We start from the raw sequence: 17,506 nt of genomic DNA, 5'->3' as shown, positions 1-17,506 counted from the left end.
TCAGGCTCCCGACGGACGCATCCGGGCCAGCGGGTCGAAGCGCCGGCGCAGCTGGCTGCCCACGATCGACAGCGACAGCGAGGTCAGCGCCAGCGCCAGCACGGGAAACAGCAATGAATTCGGCGCGTCTTCCGCGTAGGGCACCGCCATCGCGATGATGCGCCCCCAGGTGGGCACGTCGGGCGCCACGCCGAGGCCGAAGAAACTCAGGACGGACTCGATGACGATGGCGCGCGGCACCACGATGGCGAGCTGGGTCAGCAGCGTGCCGGCGACGTTGGGAAAGATGTGCCGCCACAGGATGGTGGAGCGCGGGATGCCCAGCACGTGCGCGGCGCGCACGTAGCCCGAGGTCATCTCGCGCTCGCTGGCGGCGCGGGACACGTAGCCGAACAGCGGCATGAACGAAATGCCGACGGCCAGGATCACGGACTGCGTGCCGACGCCGAACGCAACCATCATCGCCAGCGACAGCAGGATCGGCGGCAGGGTCCGGATCATGTCGAAGACCATGTAGAGCGCGGTGCGGACCACGCCGCCGATCGAGCACGCGACCAGGCCCAGGCCGGCACCGCCGACCAGCGCGATGGCGCCCGAGAAGACCGCGACGATCAGCGTGAAGCGCGTGCCCGCGACGATGCGGGCCAGGATGTCCCGGCCGAGATTGTCGGTGCCCAGCCAGTGCGCCGCCGAGGGCGCGCCGTTGCGCGCCAGCAGATCCTGCGCGTACGGATCCTGGGCCAGCAGCATGGGGCCGAGCGCCGCGGCCAGCACGGCCGCGAGCAAGATGGCCCAGGGCCAGCACCGGCCCAGGCGGGAGAGTTGCCGGCGCATCAGGCGGCGAGCCACGTGCGGGCCAGTCCCCCGTCGACGCGGTGCTGGCTCCAGGTATAGCCGGTGGAATAGCCGCGCACCGACGGCGCGACGCCGATGGCGTCGGCCGCGTGGCCGATGCCCAGCGTGTACAGCTTGTCCATGACGTGCTGCCACGCCTGCAGGTAGCCCGCCTTCGCCTGCTGCGCATTGGGCGCGGTGACGGCGGCGTTGATCCTGGCGTCCAGCTCCTTGTCCTGGATGCCGCCCCAGAGCATCGGGCTCGGGCCGTCGGAGAGCAGGCGCGCGTAGCGCAGGTAGACGTCGGCGCGCGGGCCGGAATGGAACGGCGCCAGATCCCAGTCGTACTGGCCGAGCGCGCGCTGGGCGCCGATGTCGTCGAGCGCCTGGTGGTCGATCTTGAAGCCCAGCTGGCGCACCATCTGCACGGCGACCTGCGCGTAGTCGTTCTTCCACGAGACCACCTTCAGCGTGTGCGCCGCCGGGTCGATCCCCGCATCCTTGAGCAGCTTCCTGGCGCGCGCGAGATCCGGCCTGGCGTAGGGGTCCTTCTCCTCGATGGCGCGGTCCCAGTAGAACGTGTCCGGACGCATGGGCTGGTCGCTGGGCCAGGCCCCCTTGACGATGAAGTCCATGTACGCGCGCTTGTCGATGCACAGCGCGACCGCTTCGCGCACGCGGGCGTCCTGCATCAGCGCGCTCGGCTTGCGATTGTTGAACGACAGGAAATACCAGGCCGTGTCCTTGAGGGTCTGCACGCCGACCTTTTCCTGCCGCAGCGTGGCCAGCTTGTCGTTGCCGACGTAGGCGACCTGCAGGTCGCCGGAACGCAGCGACAGGCTGTTGTCGCGGTCGCCCTGCAGGTCGAACTCCACGACGTCCAGGTAGGGCAGGCCCGGCTGCCAGTAGTTCTTGAACGCCGGCGCGGTGAATTTCACGTCGGGCTGCCATTTCCCGAACATGAACGGGCCGGTGCCGATGGGCTGGCGGATGGTGTCCTCCCAGCCCGGCGACTCCGGCGCCACGATCCACAGCTCCGAGATCAGGTTGAGGAACGGGGCATAGGACTTGCTCAGCTCCACATGCAGCGTGTTGGGCGCGCTGACCGTCAGGCTGCTGATGAGCTTCATCGCGCCGCTCAGCCAGCCGCCCTTGACCTTGTCGCGCACGCGCTCGAAATTGGCCTTCACGTCCGCCACCGTCATCTCGCGGCCGTTGTGGAAGCGCACGCCCTTGCGCAGCGCGAAGGTGTAGCGCTTGCCGTCCGGGGAAATCTCGAAACGCTCGGCGAGAAACGGCTTGACGGTGCCGTCGTCGGCAATGCTGGTGAGCGTTTCCACGTAGACCTGCTGCACCGCGATGGAGCCGGCGTGGCGATGCGGGTCCGCCGTATCCAGGCCCAGCAGGGCGATCTTGAGGGTCCCGCCGCGGCGCGGCGTGCCCGCGGTCTGCGCGCTCAGCAGGCTGCTGTGCAGCCCGGCGGAAGTCATGACGGAGCTGGCGGCGGCGAGTTTCAATAGCGTGCGGCGTTTCATGCTTGGGTGTCCTTGCTTAAGTGACCAACGCGGATCGGTGATCAGTTGGAAGAGTCCGGGAAGGGAATGGCCTCGCCGTCCATGCCATCGGCGGGCAGTCCGAGATGCCGCAGGATGGTGGGGGCGTAGTCGACCAGGCCGACGGGATGCCGGCTGACGCGCCCGGGGCCGAAGCCGCCGCCTTGCGCGATCAGGAACGGCGCCTGTTCGTTGACGCCGAGCCCGCCGTGCTGCCCGCGGCCGTCGTATGACTTGGGGTCGGCATGGTCGGCCACGATCCAGCTCGCGCCCGCGACGGCGTGCGCGTTGACGCTGTCGACGTGCCCCATCGTGACCGCGAGGGTGCACACGGACTGGTCCTGCGGCATGCCGATGCGCGCCAGCGCCTCGCCGTGGAACAGTTCCGCGCACCACGGCTGGCCGCGGAGGAATTCGACGATGGCCGGAATGCGCGCGGCGGCGGCGGGCATGACCCCGAGCACGAACGAGGTTCCGTTCGGCGCCACCACCACTTCGCGGCTTTCCCTGCCATCCTTGAGGCCGGCGTCGACCAGCGCCTGCTCGACATCGATCTCGCCGAGCACGGTTTCCATGCCGTGATCCGAACCGACCAGCAGCAGCACGTCCTCGCCGCGCTCGCGCAGCCGGCCCACGTGTTCGAGCACGCGCGCCAGGCAGGCCTCGGCATGCCCGATGGCGCGCAGGTGCGGCGGCGAGCCGAGTGCCTGCCCGTGACCGGAATGATCCGGCTCGGACAGCCACAGCGTGGCGAGCGTCGGGGCGTCGCCGGCGAGCAGCATGGCGCAGAAGCGTTCGGTCATCTCCGCGTCGCCCGCCGCGCCGCTGGCGATGTCCAGCGCCTGCGCGCCGGTGTGCGGCACGTGCCCCGGGCCGTAGGACCCCGCGCGGTGATACACGTGGCCGTGGGCATCCGGGTCGTGGAAATAGGCCGCGCCCGGCGACACGTTGGAATAGATGCGCGCGCCGCCATGCGCCGCCAGGCGCTCGGCGAGCGTCGGCACCCACAGCGTGCGGCCGGTCGCGGCGCGCAGATGCTCGCGGAACGCCGGTTTGCCGACCGAGTGGTTGTGCAGGCCGTCGGGCTGCTCCAGCAGCATGCAGTTGCCCAGCAGCCCGTGGCGGCGCGGCCAGCATCCGGTTGCGATCGAGGCGGAGCTGACGCGGGTGGTCGACGGGAACACGCTGCGCACGTCCGCAAACCACGTGGCCCGCGCCGCCAGCCCCGTGAGCAGCGGGCTGTTCGCCGGCGTGACCAGGTCGCGGCGCAGGCTGTCGCAGATGACCACGACCGCTCGCCTGCGGTTCACGGCTGCACCCCGTTGAGCGCGAAGTCGAAGATGCGCCAGCTGTCGATCGGCATGCAGGCCGCCTTTTGCCGGTACGCCTCGTTGAGCGGACGGTTGAGGATGAACGGCACCTTCGTTTCCGCGAGCGCGCCGTGCGTGCGAAGGCGATGCCCCCTCAGCCCGGCGAGATCGTGCAGCCTCGCGGCGCTGCCGATGCACACGTCCTTTCTTCCCACCACGACCACATCGGCCTCGCGGTCGGCGGGCTGGTCGAAGAGCCGGCAGGCGGCCTCCCGGCCCAGCGCCAGGTCGACCCCGTCGAGCGCCGAGACCGCGTCGATGATCGCCTGCGGTGCGACCTTGCCCTTGCTCCACACGCGCACGAATCCGCCCAGGGCGCCGTGGTGGGCCACGAACGCATCGGTGATCGGGCAGATCACGGTGGTTTCGCCGGCGCCGAACTTCGCGTCGAGCACGTCCTGCAGCCAGATCACGTTCGGTTCGCCGGCGGCATTGCTCTTGTCGCTCATGCCGTGATCCGCGGTCAGCGCCAGCACGATGTCCTGCCCCGCCAGGCGGCCGAACGCATCGTCGAGCTGGCGATAGAACGCGCGCGCCTCGGCATCCTCGGGGGCGAACTTGTGCTGCACGTAGTCCGTCAGCGACAGGTACATCAGGTCCGGGCGGCGTTCCGCCAGCAGCTTGATGCCCGCCTCCAGCACGAACAGCGAGAGCGCCGTGGAATACATGTCGGGCTTGGGCATGCCGACGTACTCCAGCACGTTCTCGATGCCGTTGTCGGCCAGCGTGCATCGGTCGGCGTGCTCGGAAGAGAACGACACGTGCCCCCGGGACACGTCCAGGTCCTTGCCCAGCTGGCGCCGCAGCTTGTCCTTCGCCGTGATCGACACGACCCTGGCGCCCGCGTTGGCGAAGGCCGAGAGGATAGTGGTGCTGCGCAGCAGCTCGGGCCCCGTCATGGCCACGGGCGCCCAGGTCGCCGCGTCCAGGTAGAAATTGCCCGAGATGCCGTGCACCGAAGGCGGCACGCCGCAGATGATGGACATATTGTTGGTGCAGGTGACGGAGGGCATCGAGCCGTCGGCCACCGTGGCGAACCCTTCCCGGACGAAGCGCGCGATGTTCGGCACGCTGCCGTCGGCCAGGAACCGGCTCAGGTATTCCGGGTCGCCCCCGTCGATGCAGACGACCACGACAGGCCGCCCGGGCCACAGATAGGTATTGCCGTTCACTTCCACTGCGCGCTGCATCTTTTTCCTTGTGCTGACGTTTCGTTCGGCATGATGCCCTCGCTTTATTGCATATTGTTGACAATCTGCAGTTAGACGGAAGATCGGTATAATGCACGCCTGAACTTGCCAAATGCACATGAACTCGCCGAACGCACTTGAAGTGTTGCGCACGCAATCGTTGACCGGCCTGGTGTACGAAGAGCTGGAGAAGCGCATTGCTTCCGGGAAAATCCTGCCCGGCGTCCCCCTGCGCGAGGTGGCGCTGGCCAATGACATGGGCATCTCGCGCGGCCCGGTCCGGGAAGCATTCCGCATGCTCGAAGAGCGCGGCCTGGTCGAATTCGAGAAAAACATCGGCGTGCGCGTCCGCAACCTGGACCTGCGCCAGGCCGAGTACCTCTATCAGGTGCGGATCCCGCTGGAGGGGCTGATCGGCGAGACCGCCACGGACAACATGTCGGCGGCGCTCGAGGAGGCCATTTCACAAGTGCTGGACCGCATGCAGGACGCGGTGTCCCGGCTGGACGTGGAAGCCTATGCCGCGCTGAATTTCCAGTTCCACGACGAACTGGCCCGGGGCTCGGGCAATCCGGTGCTCTACGATGCGTACCGGCGCGTGGTGGTGCAGCTCAATCTCTTCCGCAGCTACTCGTTCCGGCACAACCCGGCGACGCTGGCCGGCTCGCTGCAGGAACACCGGATGATCTTCGACGCCATCCGCGGCCGCCAGCGCGAGCGCGCCAGCGAACTGCTGCGCCGGCACACGCAGGCCAGCCTGCAGAAGGTACGCGCGGCGATGGAGCACGCCGGGGACGACGAGGGCCACGAGAGCGCCCGGTAAGAACGGAAGACGCCGGCGCGGCCCGCGTGCCGGGTTCCGCGGAGCATGCCCGGCGTCGGGCCGGCGGCCAGATCACGCCGCGACAAAGTCGTTGACGCCCCCTGTTGTCAATGAAGCCCCGAGTTTCCAGAATCCGTGCTTCCGGCTCTGGCGGGAATGCAACAGCGGCACGATGTCGCTCCACTTTTTCACGGAACCTGGCCATCTTCCACGCGGGTGATGCGGATCAGCCGGCTTCCCGGGACAAATCCGGCAGGTAGATCTCTCCGGCCATGAGACGACGCGCGGTGCGGGCAAGGCCCAGCGATCGCAGGCGGATATCTCTCGGCTCGCCGGGCCGGTCCGGCTCAACTTCCACCCGCACGGCCATTACCCCTAGTGGATGGCCGATCCGCAACGACTGCGCCTGTGCGCCATTGTCACCCAGCAGGCGATGCACCACGCTGCCTGGCACGCGCGAAATCGCTGCCGCACATAGCGCGCCCGTGCCGGCCATGCTGTCGTGACACTTTCCCAGGAATACCAGCCGCGCGCGCACATCCATCGAACCTGCCTCATGCATGGCGCCCGTGGCGTCCCGGTAATCGCCGGCGGGCGCCACCAGCACCATCAGCGGAATGCCCGGCTTGTGCTGGCTGCGCCAGTCTGGCCACATGCCGATCCGCTCCCCCGCCTTCGCCTGGATCTCCGAGACGGCGTCCATCAGCGCGATATCGCCAGTCAATGCATCGGGCGACTCATGACCGGTCAGCCCCAATGTCGACGCCTGCACGAAGACGCACGGATTGGCGGCATCGCAGATCGACACTTCCAGCGCCCCGCCGCTTTCCAGCGCGATGACCTCGGCCGCCAGCCCGGTCGGCAGCAACTTGCCGGTTTTCGCGCCGACGGTATCGGTGTAGTCCATCAGTATCTCGGCGCCGCTACCAGGCACGCCGGGTATGGCGTAGTTCCCGTGCACCCGGGCCTTGCCGTGCGACACGGGGACCTGCATTGCCAGAATACTGTCGGTATTGGTGTTGTAGACCCGCACCGTCGTGACCGGCTCCACGGCCGCCACCAGGCCCTCGTCGATGGCAAACGGGCCCACCGCCGACGAGATATTGCCGCAGTTCGCGGTGTAGCCGATCAGGTCTCGCTCGACGTCGACCTGCGCAAACGTGTAATCCACGTCGGCACCGTCCCGGGTAGAGCGACGGACCAGCGCCACCTTGGACGTGACCAGACGGGAGCCGCCAAGACCGTCGATCTGAAGATGATCGGGCGTACCCATCGCCCGCTTGAGCATGCGGTCGCGCTCCGGACCCGGTGGCGGCACATCGGACTCATGGAAGAACAGCGCCTTGCTGGTACCTCCGCGCATCAGCACGCAGCGGTATGCCACCTGTTCGTTCGTTTGAGGCATCGTCGCTCCTCAGGCCACAAGCCGTTCATTGGCCTGCCGCCAGGCGATCAGGTCCGCGATGGTGACGATCGGCAGTCCGTGCCGCCGCGCGAACGCCACCAGCTCCGGGAGCCGTGCCATGGTGCCGTCGTCGTTGACCACCTCCGCCAGCACGCCCGCCGGCTGCATGCCCGCCAGCCGCGCCAGATCCACGGCGGCTTCGGTATGGCCCGGCCGGCGCAACACGCCACCCGCGCGGGCACGCAGCGGAAAGACATGGCCAGGCCGATTGAAATCCCCCGCCTTGCGCGCCCGGTCGGCCAGGGCGCGCAGCGTCGCCGCGCGGTCCGACGCCGAGATTCCCGTGGTGGTGCCGTGTCGGTAGTCGACCGTCACGGTAAAGGCGGTGCGCATGCTCTCGGTGTTCTCCTTGACCATCGGCGGCAGGCTCAGTGCGTCCAGCCGCTCGCCCGGCAATGCCGCGCAGATCACGCCGCTGGTCCAGCGCACCATGAAGGCGATGGTCTCCGGCGTGGCGGCCTCGCAAGCCATGATCAGGTCGCCCTCGTTCTCGCGGCCGGCATCGTCCACCACCACGGCAAGCGATCCCGCGGCAATGGCCGCCAACGCGCTCTCGATCGGATCGGTCTGCATGATCAGGCTCCGCGGAATGCCGGCACCTCGAGCGTCATCAGCGGCGCATGCTGCTGCGCGCCGAAGGTATCGCGCTCGCCTACCCCACCCTGGTCGCCATGCCGGCGCAGCGTGAACTTGAAGGCCAGCGCGGGCTCGAAGAACATGCACGTCAGCAGGTCGCGCTCGGGAACCCCATAGAGCCGCAGCACGGTCTCCGGATTGAGCACGCCGCTGTCGCGCACATGGCGATAGCGGTCGGCATCGGCAAAGATCACGTCGAACGTGATCTCGAACGGCCCGGAGTTCTTGCTCCGGATAACATCGGCGATATCGCGCAGCGTTGCCATGATCAGACCTCCAGCATGCGATAGGGAAACAGGGACTCCGGCGCATCCACCGTCATCAGGTGATAGATCGAGAACCGGCACACGGGTCCAATGGGGTTCTCCGGCGGGTTGAGCGGCAGCGCGAAGTTGCCGGCCGTGGCCTTCTGCCCGGGATACGGCATGTGCAGCACGCCAATGCGGGTGGCGCTGCAGATGGCATTGGCAAGTGCCTGCGTGGGCGCCGTCACCTCGCCCAGCACGCCCACTTCATGAGGCACAGCATCGCGTAGCGGTTCCTGCCGCCCCATCACGGCATGCTTGCCGTAGACGTGGAAGTGCAGCGTGGCCTCTCCGCCTTCGAGCTCGGGAAAGATGCCCGCCATGCGCGCGCGCACGCGCTCCAGGAACGGATCGATCTGCCCGATCAGGATCGGGTCGCGCACGCCGCCGATGAAGATCGTCCGGTAGCCGCATATGGCTGCGCCTTCGAGCTTGACCTGGTAGCCATCCGAAGGCCGGAACACGCTGCCGCGCACGCGTGTGGTCTGCGGATCGATCTGTTCGTATTGCGCAGCGGTCAGGTCCAGCACGCCGCCGGGCCCGGCCAGCAGGTCGGGGCGCGTCTTCTCGTACAACGTATGCGCGGCAACGGACAGCGGCGTGCAGCGCTCATGCGGACTCATCGGCGTCAGGTCGAAACTGTCCTCGCGCACCGTGGCAAGGATGACCTTGCCCTTCGGCTCCGCGCAGACGCCACCGCACTCCATGATCTTGCCCATGTGCCAGTAGATGCCCGGCTCATCGATGCCATGCAGCATGCAGAACGCGGCGAATGGGGCAGGGTCGTAGGCGCGTCCGCACACGACAACATCGGCATCCGGCTGCTCCCGCAACACCTTCAGAATGGGCTCGACGCCCATCTGCGCCACGATATGCGCCGACCCGTCGATGTCGGCAACCGTCAGCGCCGGCGCCGACGCGCACGGCGCAATGCCCCCCGATGCCAGGCTGTCGCGCACGATGCCGGCGTCCACGTCGGCATAGATGGCCGCCACTTTGAGACGCCGCCCCAGCTCGGCTGCAATCGTGCCGATGATGGCGATGAGATCGTCCACATGGCGCGCGGTGCCCGGCCCGCCTGCGGAGCCGATCAGCAGCGGGATCCTGCGCGGGCCAATGCCTTGCAGGATAACCCGCAGATCGCGCGCATATGCCTCCGGGGATACGAGCATGGCACCCAGGCCAAGCTGATAGGGCCCGGGGTCCGTGGACCCCGAGTCAACGATGACGGCCTGCGCGCCGGCCTCGATGGCGCGGTTGAAGTCTTCCACCGGGATGCCATACCCGAGCATGCCGACCGGCGTCACGATCCTGATTTCCTTCATTGCCTCTCCTTCCAAGATGGGACTGAAGCCACCGCGGCGCGCTACCGCCCCGCAGTCTCACTGCCAAACGCCTCGTCCAGCGAACGTCGTGTCGTTTCGATACCGAGCCAGGCGATCATCACCGCCTGGATGGCGCCCATCAGTACGAGCGCCAGCGTCACGCCTTGCACGCCATTGAGCTCGTAGAGCGCCGCCACTGTCACGGGCGCAAGAATCGAAGCGCCCCGCCCTGCTGCGCTCGCCAGACCGGTGCCGCGCAGCCGCAACTCCGTCGGGAAAAGCTCGGGCACATAGGTGGAAAATCCAATCGTTCCCGTAAAGTAGAGCGATGCCACCAGCAGGAAGCCCACCACCGTCGTCTGAGCAAGCGTGGCCATGTTGGGGTACAGCAGCCCAAGCCCGGCGCACAGCACCGAGTTCACGATCAGCAGCCGCCGGCGCGGAAAGCGATCGGACAGATAGCCGCCCAGCACGATCCCAAGCAGGCTGCCGCCCGCCATCATCGCCGTATGGCCGAGTGAACTTGTCAGCGACAAGCCGCGTTTGACGAGGAACGTGGGCAGCCAGATGATGAATCCATAGATTGCGCACAGGCCAACCACATTCATGACCACCGCCAGGACGGTCGAGCGCAGCAGTTGCCCGTGAAACAGGTCGCCGAAACGATAGACCGAGGGGGCGCTGAAGGTGATCTCCGCGGGTATCTGCAAGGGCCCGTGCTCACGCTCGGCGATGGTCTCGATGCGCGCCAGAATGGCATCGGCTTCCCGGTGACGTCCCACTGATTCCAGCCAGCGCGGCGATTCCGGCAGCTCCTTGCGCAAGAACCACACCAGCACGCCTCCCACGCCGGCGATGCCGAACATCCAGCGCCATCCCAGACTCGGAATCACCCAGTAACTGACCAGGCTCGAACCCACCAAGGCCGCCGTGGCGCAGAAGAACAGCACCGCGCCCCACCTTCCGCGACTGGACGGCGGCACGAACTCGGTGATGGTGGCGTAACCGACCACGATCTCCGCTCCGAGCCCGATACCCATCAGCAGGCGAAACACGATCAGCCATCCCATCGATGGCGCTACCGCGGCAGCCAGCGACATGACGCCGAACAAGATCAGGTTGAACTGGAACGCGAAGCGGCGGCCATACCGGTCGCCAAGCCATCCGGCCAGCGCCGCGCCGAGCAACGCGCCCAGCGCGCCGGCCGATACGAACTGGCCATTGGCCTGCATCGTGCCCCAACCTTCGCGGGCCAGGGCCACCATGATGCCGCTGGCCATATAGAGGTCGAAGGCGTCAAAGAACAGTCCGGCACCGATCAGTGCGGCCAGACGCCGGTGAAATGAGGATTCCGGCAGGCGGTCGAGCCGCTGCGAGGCGTTGTACGGCATGTTGTCTCCATCGTGGACGGCGCGGGGTGACATGGACCCCGCGTCCGGTTGCATCGCGTTGAGCGTCCGGTGCTCAACGCATCGTGCAGAGCGCCATCAACGGCGCCAGCGACGGCGCATCGTCAATGGCGAAGACGGCCCGCGCAATCGATTCGGCCTGCTCGCGCGGGATGGCGCGCGATGCGTTGAGCACGAACTTGGCCAGCAATGCGTCGCGCGACATCGGATTGTCCGGCGTGCCAAGGCTAGTCGCCATACGGCAGCGGAACACCCGGCCGCTCCTGAGCGTCGCCACCACCTCACCCGGGAAGTGTTTGGGGAAATCGCTCTTGGTGTCCGGCACGCAGAAGGTCTTGGCCGCGACAGCCAGCACGGCGGGATCGTCGATCGGCTCATCGTGGAACGTCGCCAGGTCGACGCGTCCCTTGACCAGCGCTACGGCCACGGCGTATTGCACGCTGAACAGCGCGGCATATGGCGTGGGGGGACGGATGCAGCGCTCGCGCGGCTCGGCCACCATCTTGTGCAGCATCGGCGTCAGCGGGCAATCGATGCGCTCGATATCATCCAGCGCGAACTGGCCTCGCAACTCCAGCGCGGCGTCCACGAAGGCATGGATGAAGTGGCAGCACGGATAGGGCTTCAGCGCGATGCCTCGCGCCTGCCATTCGCTGCCCAGCGCACGGGCCGGCGCGTTGCCTTCCTCCGGCACGGCTTCGATATGGGCGGCATAGAAGCCCCTGTGCCCTTCGAGCACGGTGGCTGGCCCCTGGAAACCGGCACGCCCCAGCGCGGCCGCAGCGATGCCGCTATGCGCGGCCCAGCCCGGATGCAGACGCTTGAGCCAGGACTTTCCGCTCTCCAGGATGCCCGAGGCCAGACTGCCGCACAGCCCCAGCGCCCACACCAGTTGCTGTTGTGTCATGCCGTGCAGACGCCCGGCTGCGGCCGCCGACGCGAAGGTGCCGCACAGCGCGGTGGGATGGAAAGCCCGGTCATGAAACCTGCCCGCCCCGACTGCCGCCAGCCGGCAGCCGATCTCCAGTGCGACCACGAATGCCACCAGCGCGTCCCGGCCGCTGGCGCGGTTGGCCTCGCCACAGGCCAGCGCCGTGGCCATCGCCTGGGCGCTGGCGTGATAGATCGCGCCAATGTGCGTGTCGTCGAAATCGAGCCCGTGGGCCAGCACGCCATTGACCAGCGCCGCCGATGCCGCTGGCAGCTTCCTGCCACTGCCGATGGCCGTGGCGTCGGTGCCACTGCCGAGGGTCCGCGCGGCCTCCAGCGTGGCCGGGGCGAACTCGAACGTGTTCGAGGCCAGAGCGATGCCGATCACGTCGAGCAGGTGCTCGCGCGCCAGGTCGAGAACGTCCCCGGGGATGTTTTCGTAGCGCAGGTTCAGCGCAAAAGCGGCAAGCTGCTCCGCCTGCGTGGGGGAAAGTGCGGGGCTGTCCGTCGCAGTCATGCGTATGTCTCCATGTTGGTATCCTGGTAGCGGTCGGATCAGGCGGTCTGGCGCCACGCGCGGGTCGCCGGGCGATCCATGCCGAGCGAGTCGCGCAGTGTCTGGCCCGGGTACGCATTGCGATACAGGCCGCGCCGCTGCAGTTCGGGCACCACGAGCCGCACGAAGTCCTCGTAACTGCCAGGTACCGAAAGCGCCTGGACGACAAAGCCGTCGCAGGCATCCCGGAACCAGGCTTCCATCTCGTCGGCCACCTGCTTCGCGGTACCGACGAAGCACGGGCCTTCACGTACCGTGCCGCGACCGGACGCCTCCACGAAATCGCGCACCGACGGGTTGCGCTTGCCGCTCTTGGCGATCACGCGGTCGCGCAGGCTGTGCCACGACACCGCGGCCAGTTCGGCATCGGTGAACGGCTCGTCGTAGCCACGCTTCGAGAAGTCGACGTTGAGCACTTCGCACAGCAGCGCCAGGCCATCGATGGGCCGCGCCAGCGAATCGATCAGCGCGAACTGCTCTTTCGCCTGCGATTCGGTCTCTGCCACCACTACCTTGACGGCCGGCGCCACCTTGACCGACGCCGGATCCCGGCCCGCTTCGGCGATGGCACGCTTCAGCTGCGCGTATTGTTTGCGGCCCGCCTCCAGGTTCGGATAGGCCGCAAACACCAGCTCGGCCCAGCGCGCGGCAAAGGCAATGCCCCGCCCACTTTGCCCGGCCTGCAGCAGCACCGGGTGCCCCTGGCGCGAACGCGGCACCGGCAGCGGCCCGCGCGACTTGTAGTATCTGCCGCGATAGTCGAGCCGATGCACCTTGTCGGGATCGGCAAAGCGGTCGTTCTCCTTGTCGAGGATCAGCGCATCATCCTCCCAGGAATCCCAGTGGCCCATCACCACTTCCATGAACTCGTCGGCGCGGTCATAGCGCGCGTCGTGCTCTTCGTGCGCATCGCGGCCGAAGTTTTCCGCTTCGGAGTCATTGAGCGAGGTCACCACGTTCCACGCCACGCGGCCTTTCGTCATCAGGTCCATGGTGGCAAACAGCCGCGCCACGTGGAACGGCTCGTGGTACGTGGTGGAGTACGTCGCGCCCAGCCCAAGGCGCGAGGTGACCGATGCCATCGCCATCAGGACGGGCGTGGGATCCATCTTCACGGCCCGCACGCCGTGCGCCACGGTTTCACGATGGTCGTCGCCGTAGATGTCGGGCATGGCCAGCCGGTCGTCGAAGAAAGCCATGTCGAACAGGCCATCTTCCAGCGTGCGCGCGATGCGCTGGAAGTACTCCGGTGACAGGAAGTCGGACATGGTGGCGGGATGGCGCCAGGAGCCGACATAGTTCGAACAATTCTGCGCCTGCAGGAAGGCCACCAGGTGCATCTGGCGGGACGATGGCGAGGTCATGATGCGTTGGACTCCATTCAGTGCCGTGTTCGGCAGGTGGAATGCATTCTTGACGACGCCAACGCCTTGAACAAATCATCAAGCCCGATACAATTATTCGCAAAGCCAATAAATCACGGAGACCCGCACCCATGCCCCCAGCACGCCCCATCGGCGACGCCATATCCAGCGCCGGCGTCGATCTGGCCGAGATCGAGACCTTCCTCGCCGTCGCGGAGACTGGAAGCTTCAGCCAGGCAGCGGAGCGGATGCACATCACGCAGCCCTCGGTAACCGGACGCGTGCAGCGTCTCGAAGCGGCGTTGGGCACGACACTGCTCACCCGCACCACGCGGCGCGTGGAACTGACCGACGACGGCAGGCGCGCCGAAGCGGCCGCCCGGGCGGCACTGCATGGACTGCGCGAGCTGGTAGGAGAGTTCCGGCAAAGGATCAGGCAGGCCCGCCAGCGCGTGGTGATTGCCGCCACGCCCATGATTGCCGCGTTGAGCATGCCCGCCATCCTGCAGGCTTATGGCGAACGGTACCCTGACGTCCAGATGGAACTTCTCGACGTGAAATACACCGAGGCGCTAAACGCACTGGATCGTGGCGATGCCGACGTCGCGGTGATGTCGCTAGACGAGATCGACTTGTCAAGCTACAAGTTCCAGCACCTGTGGAACGGGACGATGGTCCTGGTGGTGCCGTCGATTCATCCGCTGGCGAGCCTGGAGCGCGTTGGCGCGCGCGAGCTGGCCTTCCACCCGCTGATGCTGATCGAGCAATACCTGCCCGTGCGCGCCCGTATTGCCGAAGCCATGGAAAAGCAGGGATTCTCGTTGCCGCCCTCGAAAATGGTCGGGAATCTGAACACGTTGATGGGGATGCTCGATGCCCGCATGGGCATCACATTGTTGCCGCACGGCATGGCCGAACGCTGTCGTGACGTCAGCATCGTGCCACTGGCGGTCGATGGCCTGTCGCTGACACGCCGCTTCGGCGTCGTATTCCCGTACAAGACCGACCTCAGCACGGCAGCGGCGAGCTTCTGCAAGTTCCTGGGGCGCGCGGTGGCTGGCGACGAGCGCTCCTTGCCGCAGTCCAGACGTTCCTGACGCGGCCTCGGCATTCGGCGGCCTCCCGGGCCAATCTGCCACGTCGATTTATTGGCGCAGCCTATGGGTTCATCATCATTGCCGAATTGTTGCGAGCGCGCCGTCTTCATAGACTCTGGCCGTGCAAGCCAAATCATGGAGACCCGTCATGCATGCCGCCACCGAACCGCTCGACGCCCGCGAATTGCGCAACGTCCTGGGCAATTTCGTGACTGGGGTCACGGTCATCACCACGCGCGACCCGTCGGGCAAGCCGCATGGTGTGACGGCCAACTCCTTCAGCTCGGTGTCGCTCGATCCGCCGCTGATTCTCTGGAGCCAGTCGTTGAGCTCCCGGAGCTTTCCTGCGTTCCGCGAGAGCGACCACTTCGTTGTCAACATCCTTGCGGACGACCAGACCGCCATCTCCAATCATTTCGCCAAGTCGGGCGACGACAAGTTCGCGTCGATTGACTATGAGGATGGCCATCGTGGTGCCCCGGTGCTGCCCGGATCAGCCGCTTACCTCGAATGCACGAAGGTGGCGACCTATCCCGGCGGCGACCACGTTGTGTACCTTGGCAAGATCGAGCGTTTCGTCAATGCACTGCGGCGGCCACTGGCATTCGGGGCCGGGAAGTACATGGTGACCTCGTCGCACGAACTTGCGCCATCGTTGTCGCCCCTTGGCACCTCGTCGCCGGCACGACTTGACGTAGTCCGGCACGTCATCAGCGCCATGCCCGCCATCGCGGAATCGCTGGGGGAGCACACACTCTGCCTGGCGGTCTGGGGCAATCGGGGTCCAACGGCCATTCACTGGGAGCCCTCGCGCCAACCAGTCAGCGACCAGCTCCGGCTGGGATTGGTGATGGGCACGACTCAGTGCGCTACCGGCAAGGCATTCGCCGCGTTCCTTCCTCCGGAGATCACGCGTGCCTTCATCGACGAAGATTTGCGCATGCACCGGTCGCCGGGCGAGGACACGCATGCCCAGCGCGAAGCGCTCGATGCCGAATTACTCGAAACACGCACGCACGGCATTGCGCGAGCTACGAATACGGCGCCCTCACGACTACACAACATACCCGTGAACGCATTTAGTGCCCCAATCTTTGATCGACAAGAACATATGGTCCTGGCGCTTTCCGTCACAGCCCCTGCGTCGCGCATGGCGTCGGATTGGGACGGCGAGGTGCCTCAACGACTTCGGCGCGCGGCACAGGCGCTCTCCGAGCTTCAGTGATGGTATGCGTTCCCACAGTGCCCCGTAGCTCGCATATGCCTCGTTTGATGAGGAGACCACATCGGGAGACAACCTGCCCATACGGCATGCCATCTTCGCTTCAGGCCCATCCCGGCAAATATATTAATCAACCGCGGCGCCAGCCGCGCCCGGCCGGCAAAGGGCCAGCGGGACGACCAACTGCCGGCAGGCACACCAGCGGGCACCCCGCGCGAATCGACCGGCGACCGCATGCGGGCTCACAATGAGCCAAGACCCGAGGCAACGCCGACACCGGCCAGCTGACCACCCAAGACCAACACCACCAGTTGCCGGCAGCATGCCACGACCCAACCTCGATGCGAGGAGTGCGCTGACGCGCGCGGGCGCCGGCGGGGCCAGTCGGGACTGCCGGGACCTACAGGCAGCCAATTTCCGCTTGCTGGCCCGAGCCATGCGGGCGACCACGCGTCGCCAGCGCCCCCAACGGACCCAGCTACCGCGACGCAGGCTACTTGAAGAGCTGCGTTTCGCCATTGCCATCGAGGCCGGCATCATTGCCAGGGTGATTTGGAGGACAGCTGACGACCCAACGCGGTCCCTCCAATATCCACAAAGCAGACGCTGGTGGTGCGGTCAGAGCACGCTCATCCACCCTGATGCTTCAAGGTGTCCGATGAACAAATCCAATGAATCGCGTGAGAGATCCAATGTCGCGACATAACCGCCTTTGCGATGAGGTTCGATACGTTTTACCAACGTAACTCCCGGGGCTCCTTCAAGGGTCCGGCGCAACACCTCAATCTCTGTCGCTGCGTCGGCCAAAGGGTAGTTTCGCCTCATCAGTCGGAGGCCGAAAGGCACAACTTTCAGCACGTGCGTCGACCATAGAGCGTCAAATTCAGCCCCAGTGATTGTGGTACCGATGAACTCAGCGGCGGCGTTAATCTCGGCAAGCGGCGGAACCGGAAGCAATCCTAGCTCAGTCCCATGAGCCGTGTGTTCGGCCCAGGCGTACCCAACCCGCCCATCTGCAAAGAACTCGAGCTTTCGAGTTTCCATGCGTTGCTCGTCGAGTTCTGAGACAAGACGCGTAGGTTCCGTTCCCAGCGAGTGACGCCACTGAACGTCAATGAACTCGCATTGCGAGTTCTTCTGCCATCGCTTTGCCAATGAAAATGCGCGATGACGCAGTCGCTGCTCGATGGTAGGACTTTTCGCTAATGCGAGTAAAAGATCGGCCAACTCGGCATCAATTGGTTGGCCTGACTCTATCCATCCAATCGCGAGGCCAATCCAGTAGTCCAAGCCCGACATGAGCCCCGCGACAACGGATTCTCTTGCTGATGATTCGCTATGAGATGCAGTCGAGTGGGGCTGTTCAAGTGGAAGAAGCTTGCTACTTGGATTCTCGTGCATGTGTCTATGGTCGATAGCTAGGGAAC

15 protein-coding genes are annotated in these 17,506 nt (G+C 66.2%); 3 read left to right on the top strand and 12 right to left on the bottom strand.

All coding sequences use genetic code 11. From position 1 onward, the window contains the following. Genes KF708C_RS14890 through phnA form a run of 4 tightly spaced genes read right to left on the bottom strand, consistent with a single transcriptional unit; the run spans window position 1 to window position 4,947 of the window. Complete coding sequence (locus tag KF708C_RS14890; protein ID WP_029043468.1) at window positions 1-834, bottom strand: ABC transporter permease; 834 nt, start codon at window positions 832-834, stop codon at window positions 1-3. Beyond that, a complete protein-coding gene (locus KF708C_RS14885; protein WP_029043469.1) occupies window positions 834-2,369 on the bottom strand; it encodes an ABC transporter substrate-binding protein in 1,536 nt (511 codons plus the stop codon). Before KF708C_RS14885 ends, KF708C_RS14890 begins: the two co-directional genes overlap by 1 nt. 41 nt (window positions 2,370-2,410) lie before the next feature. Beyond that, window positions 2,411-3,697 (bottom strand): alkaline phosphatase family protein, encoded by a 1,287-nt coding sequence (locus KF708C_RS14880; protein ID WP_059412413.1) that lies wholly within the window; start codon window positions 3,695-3,697, stop codon window positions 2,411-2,413. Beyond that, window positions 3,694-4,947: a phosphonoacetate hydrolase gene (phnA, locus tag KF708C_RS14875; RefSeq protein ID WP_059412412.1), complete on the bottom strand. Its 1,254-nt coding sequence runs from the start codon at window positions 4,945-4,947 to the stop codon at window positions 3,694-3,696. Before phnA ends, KF708C_RS14880 begins: the two co-directional genes overlap by 4 nt. A gap of 118 nt (window positions 4,948-5,065) precedes the next feature. Between phnA and KF708C_RS14870 the strand changes: the two genes are divergently transcribed. After that, the gene (locus KF708C_RS14870; protein ID WP_043366180.1) at window positions 5,066-5,770 is read left to right on the top strand and encodes an FCD domain-containing protein; all 705 of its coding nucleotides are present in this window, start codon (window positions 5,066-5,068) and stop codon (window positions 5,768-5,770) included. Between the two features lie 226 nt (window positions 5,771-5,996). Here KF708C_RS14870 and KF708C_RS14865 read toward each other — a convergent pair whose 3' ends face one another. The 7 genes from KF708C_RS14865 to KF708C_RS14835 form a co-directional block, all read right to left on the bottom strand. After that, window positions 5,997-7,175, bottom strand: a complete 1,179-nt coding sequence (locus KF708C_RS14865; RefSeq protein WP_059412411.1) for a 2-methylaconitate cis-trans isomerase PrpF family protein — start codon at window positions 7,173-7,175, stop codon at window positions 5,997-5,999. A gap of 9 nt (window positions 7,176-7,184) precedes the next feature. After that, window positions 7,185-7,808 (bottom strand): 3,4-dihydroxy-2-butanone-4-phosphate synthase, encoded by a 624-nt coding sequence (gene ribB, locus KF708C_RS14860; RefSeq protein ID WP_082079566.1) that lies wholly within the window; start codon window positions 7,806-7,808, stop codon window positions 7,185-7,187. A gap of 2 nt (window positions 7,809-7,810) precedes the next feature. Then, the gene (locus tag KF708C_RS14855; protein WP_059412410.1) at window positions 7,811-8,137 is read right to left on the bottom strand and encodes a DUF4387 domain-containing protein; all 327 of its coding nucleotides are present in this window, start codon (window positions 8,135-8,137) and stop codon (window positions 7,811-7,813) included. A gap of 2 nt (window positions 8,138-8,139) precedes the next feature. Then, window positions 8,140-9,501, bottom strand: a complete 1,362-nt coding sequence (locus KF708C_RS14850; RefSeq protein WP_059412409.1) for an acyclic terpene utilization AtuA family protein — start codon at window positions 9,499-9,501, stop codon at window positions 8,140-8,142. Between the two features lie 41 nt (window positions 9,502-9,542). Next, on the bottom strand, window positions 9,543-10,892 hold the full coding sequence (locus tag KF708C_RS14845) for an MFS transporter (protein WP_063923011.1): 1,350 nt from the start codon (window positions 10,890-10,892) through the stop codon (window positions 9,543-9,545). A gap of 73 nt (window positions 10,893-10,965) precedes the next feature. Next, window positions 10,966-12,357 (bottom strand): MmgE/PrpD family protein, encoded by a 1,392-nt coding sequence (locus tag KF708C_RS14840; protein ID WP_059412408.1) that lies wholly within the window; start codon window positions 12,355-12,357, stop codon window positions 10,966-10,968. Window positions 12,358-12,395: 38 nt separating this feature from the next. Beyond that, on the bottom strand, window positions 12,396-13,760 hold the full coding sequence (locus KF708C_RS14835; protein ID WP_059412407.1) for an LLM class flavin-dependent oxidoreductase: 1,365 nt from the start codon (window positions 13,758-13,760) through the stop codon (window positions 12,396-12,398). Window positions 13,761-13,891: 131 nt separating this feature from the next. On the opposite strand from KF708C_RS14835, the gene KF708C_RS14830 reads away from it, so the two are divergent. Beyond that, entirely contained in the window at window positions 13,892-14,857 is a 966-nt protein-coding gene (locus KF708C_RS14830) for a LysR family transcriptional regulator (protein WP_059412406.1), read from the top strand. A 148-nt stretch (window positions 14,858-15,005) separates the two neighbouring features. Continuing rightward, a complete protein-coding gene (locus KF708C_RS14825) occupies window positions 15,006-16,082 on the top strand; it encodes a flavin reductase (protein ID WP_059412405.1) in 1,077 nt (358 codons plus the stop codon). Window positions 16,083-16,697: 615 nt separating this feature from the next. On the opposite strand, the gene KF708C_RS36430 is transcribed toward KF708C_RS14825, so the two are convergent. After that, complete coding sequence (locus tag KF708C_RS36430; RefSeq protein ID WP_197090361.1) at window positions 16,698-17,480, bottom strand: DUF6881 domain-containing protein; 783 nt, start codon at window positions 17,478-17,480, stop codon at window positions 16,698-16,700. Between the last annotated feature and the right edge of the window lie 26 nt (window positions 17,481-17,506).

This window comes from Cupriavidus basilensis (genome assembly GCF_000876015.1).
Lineage (GTDB): Bacteria > Pseudomonadota > Gammaproteobacteria > Burkholderiales > Burkholderiaceae > Cupriavidus > Cupriavidus basilensis_B.
The sequence above is the reverse complement of the archived record's forward strand: the minus strand, read 5'-3'. Positions and strand labels throughout refer to the sequence as shown.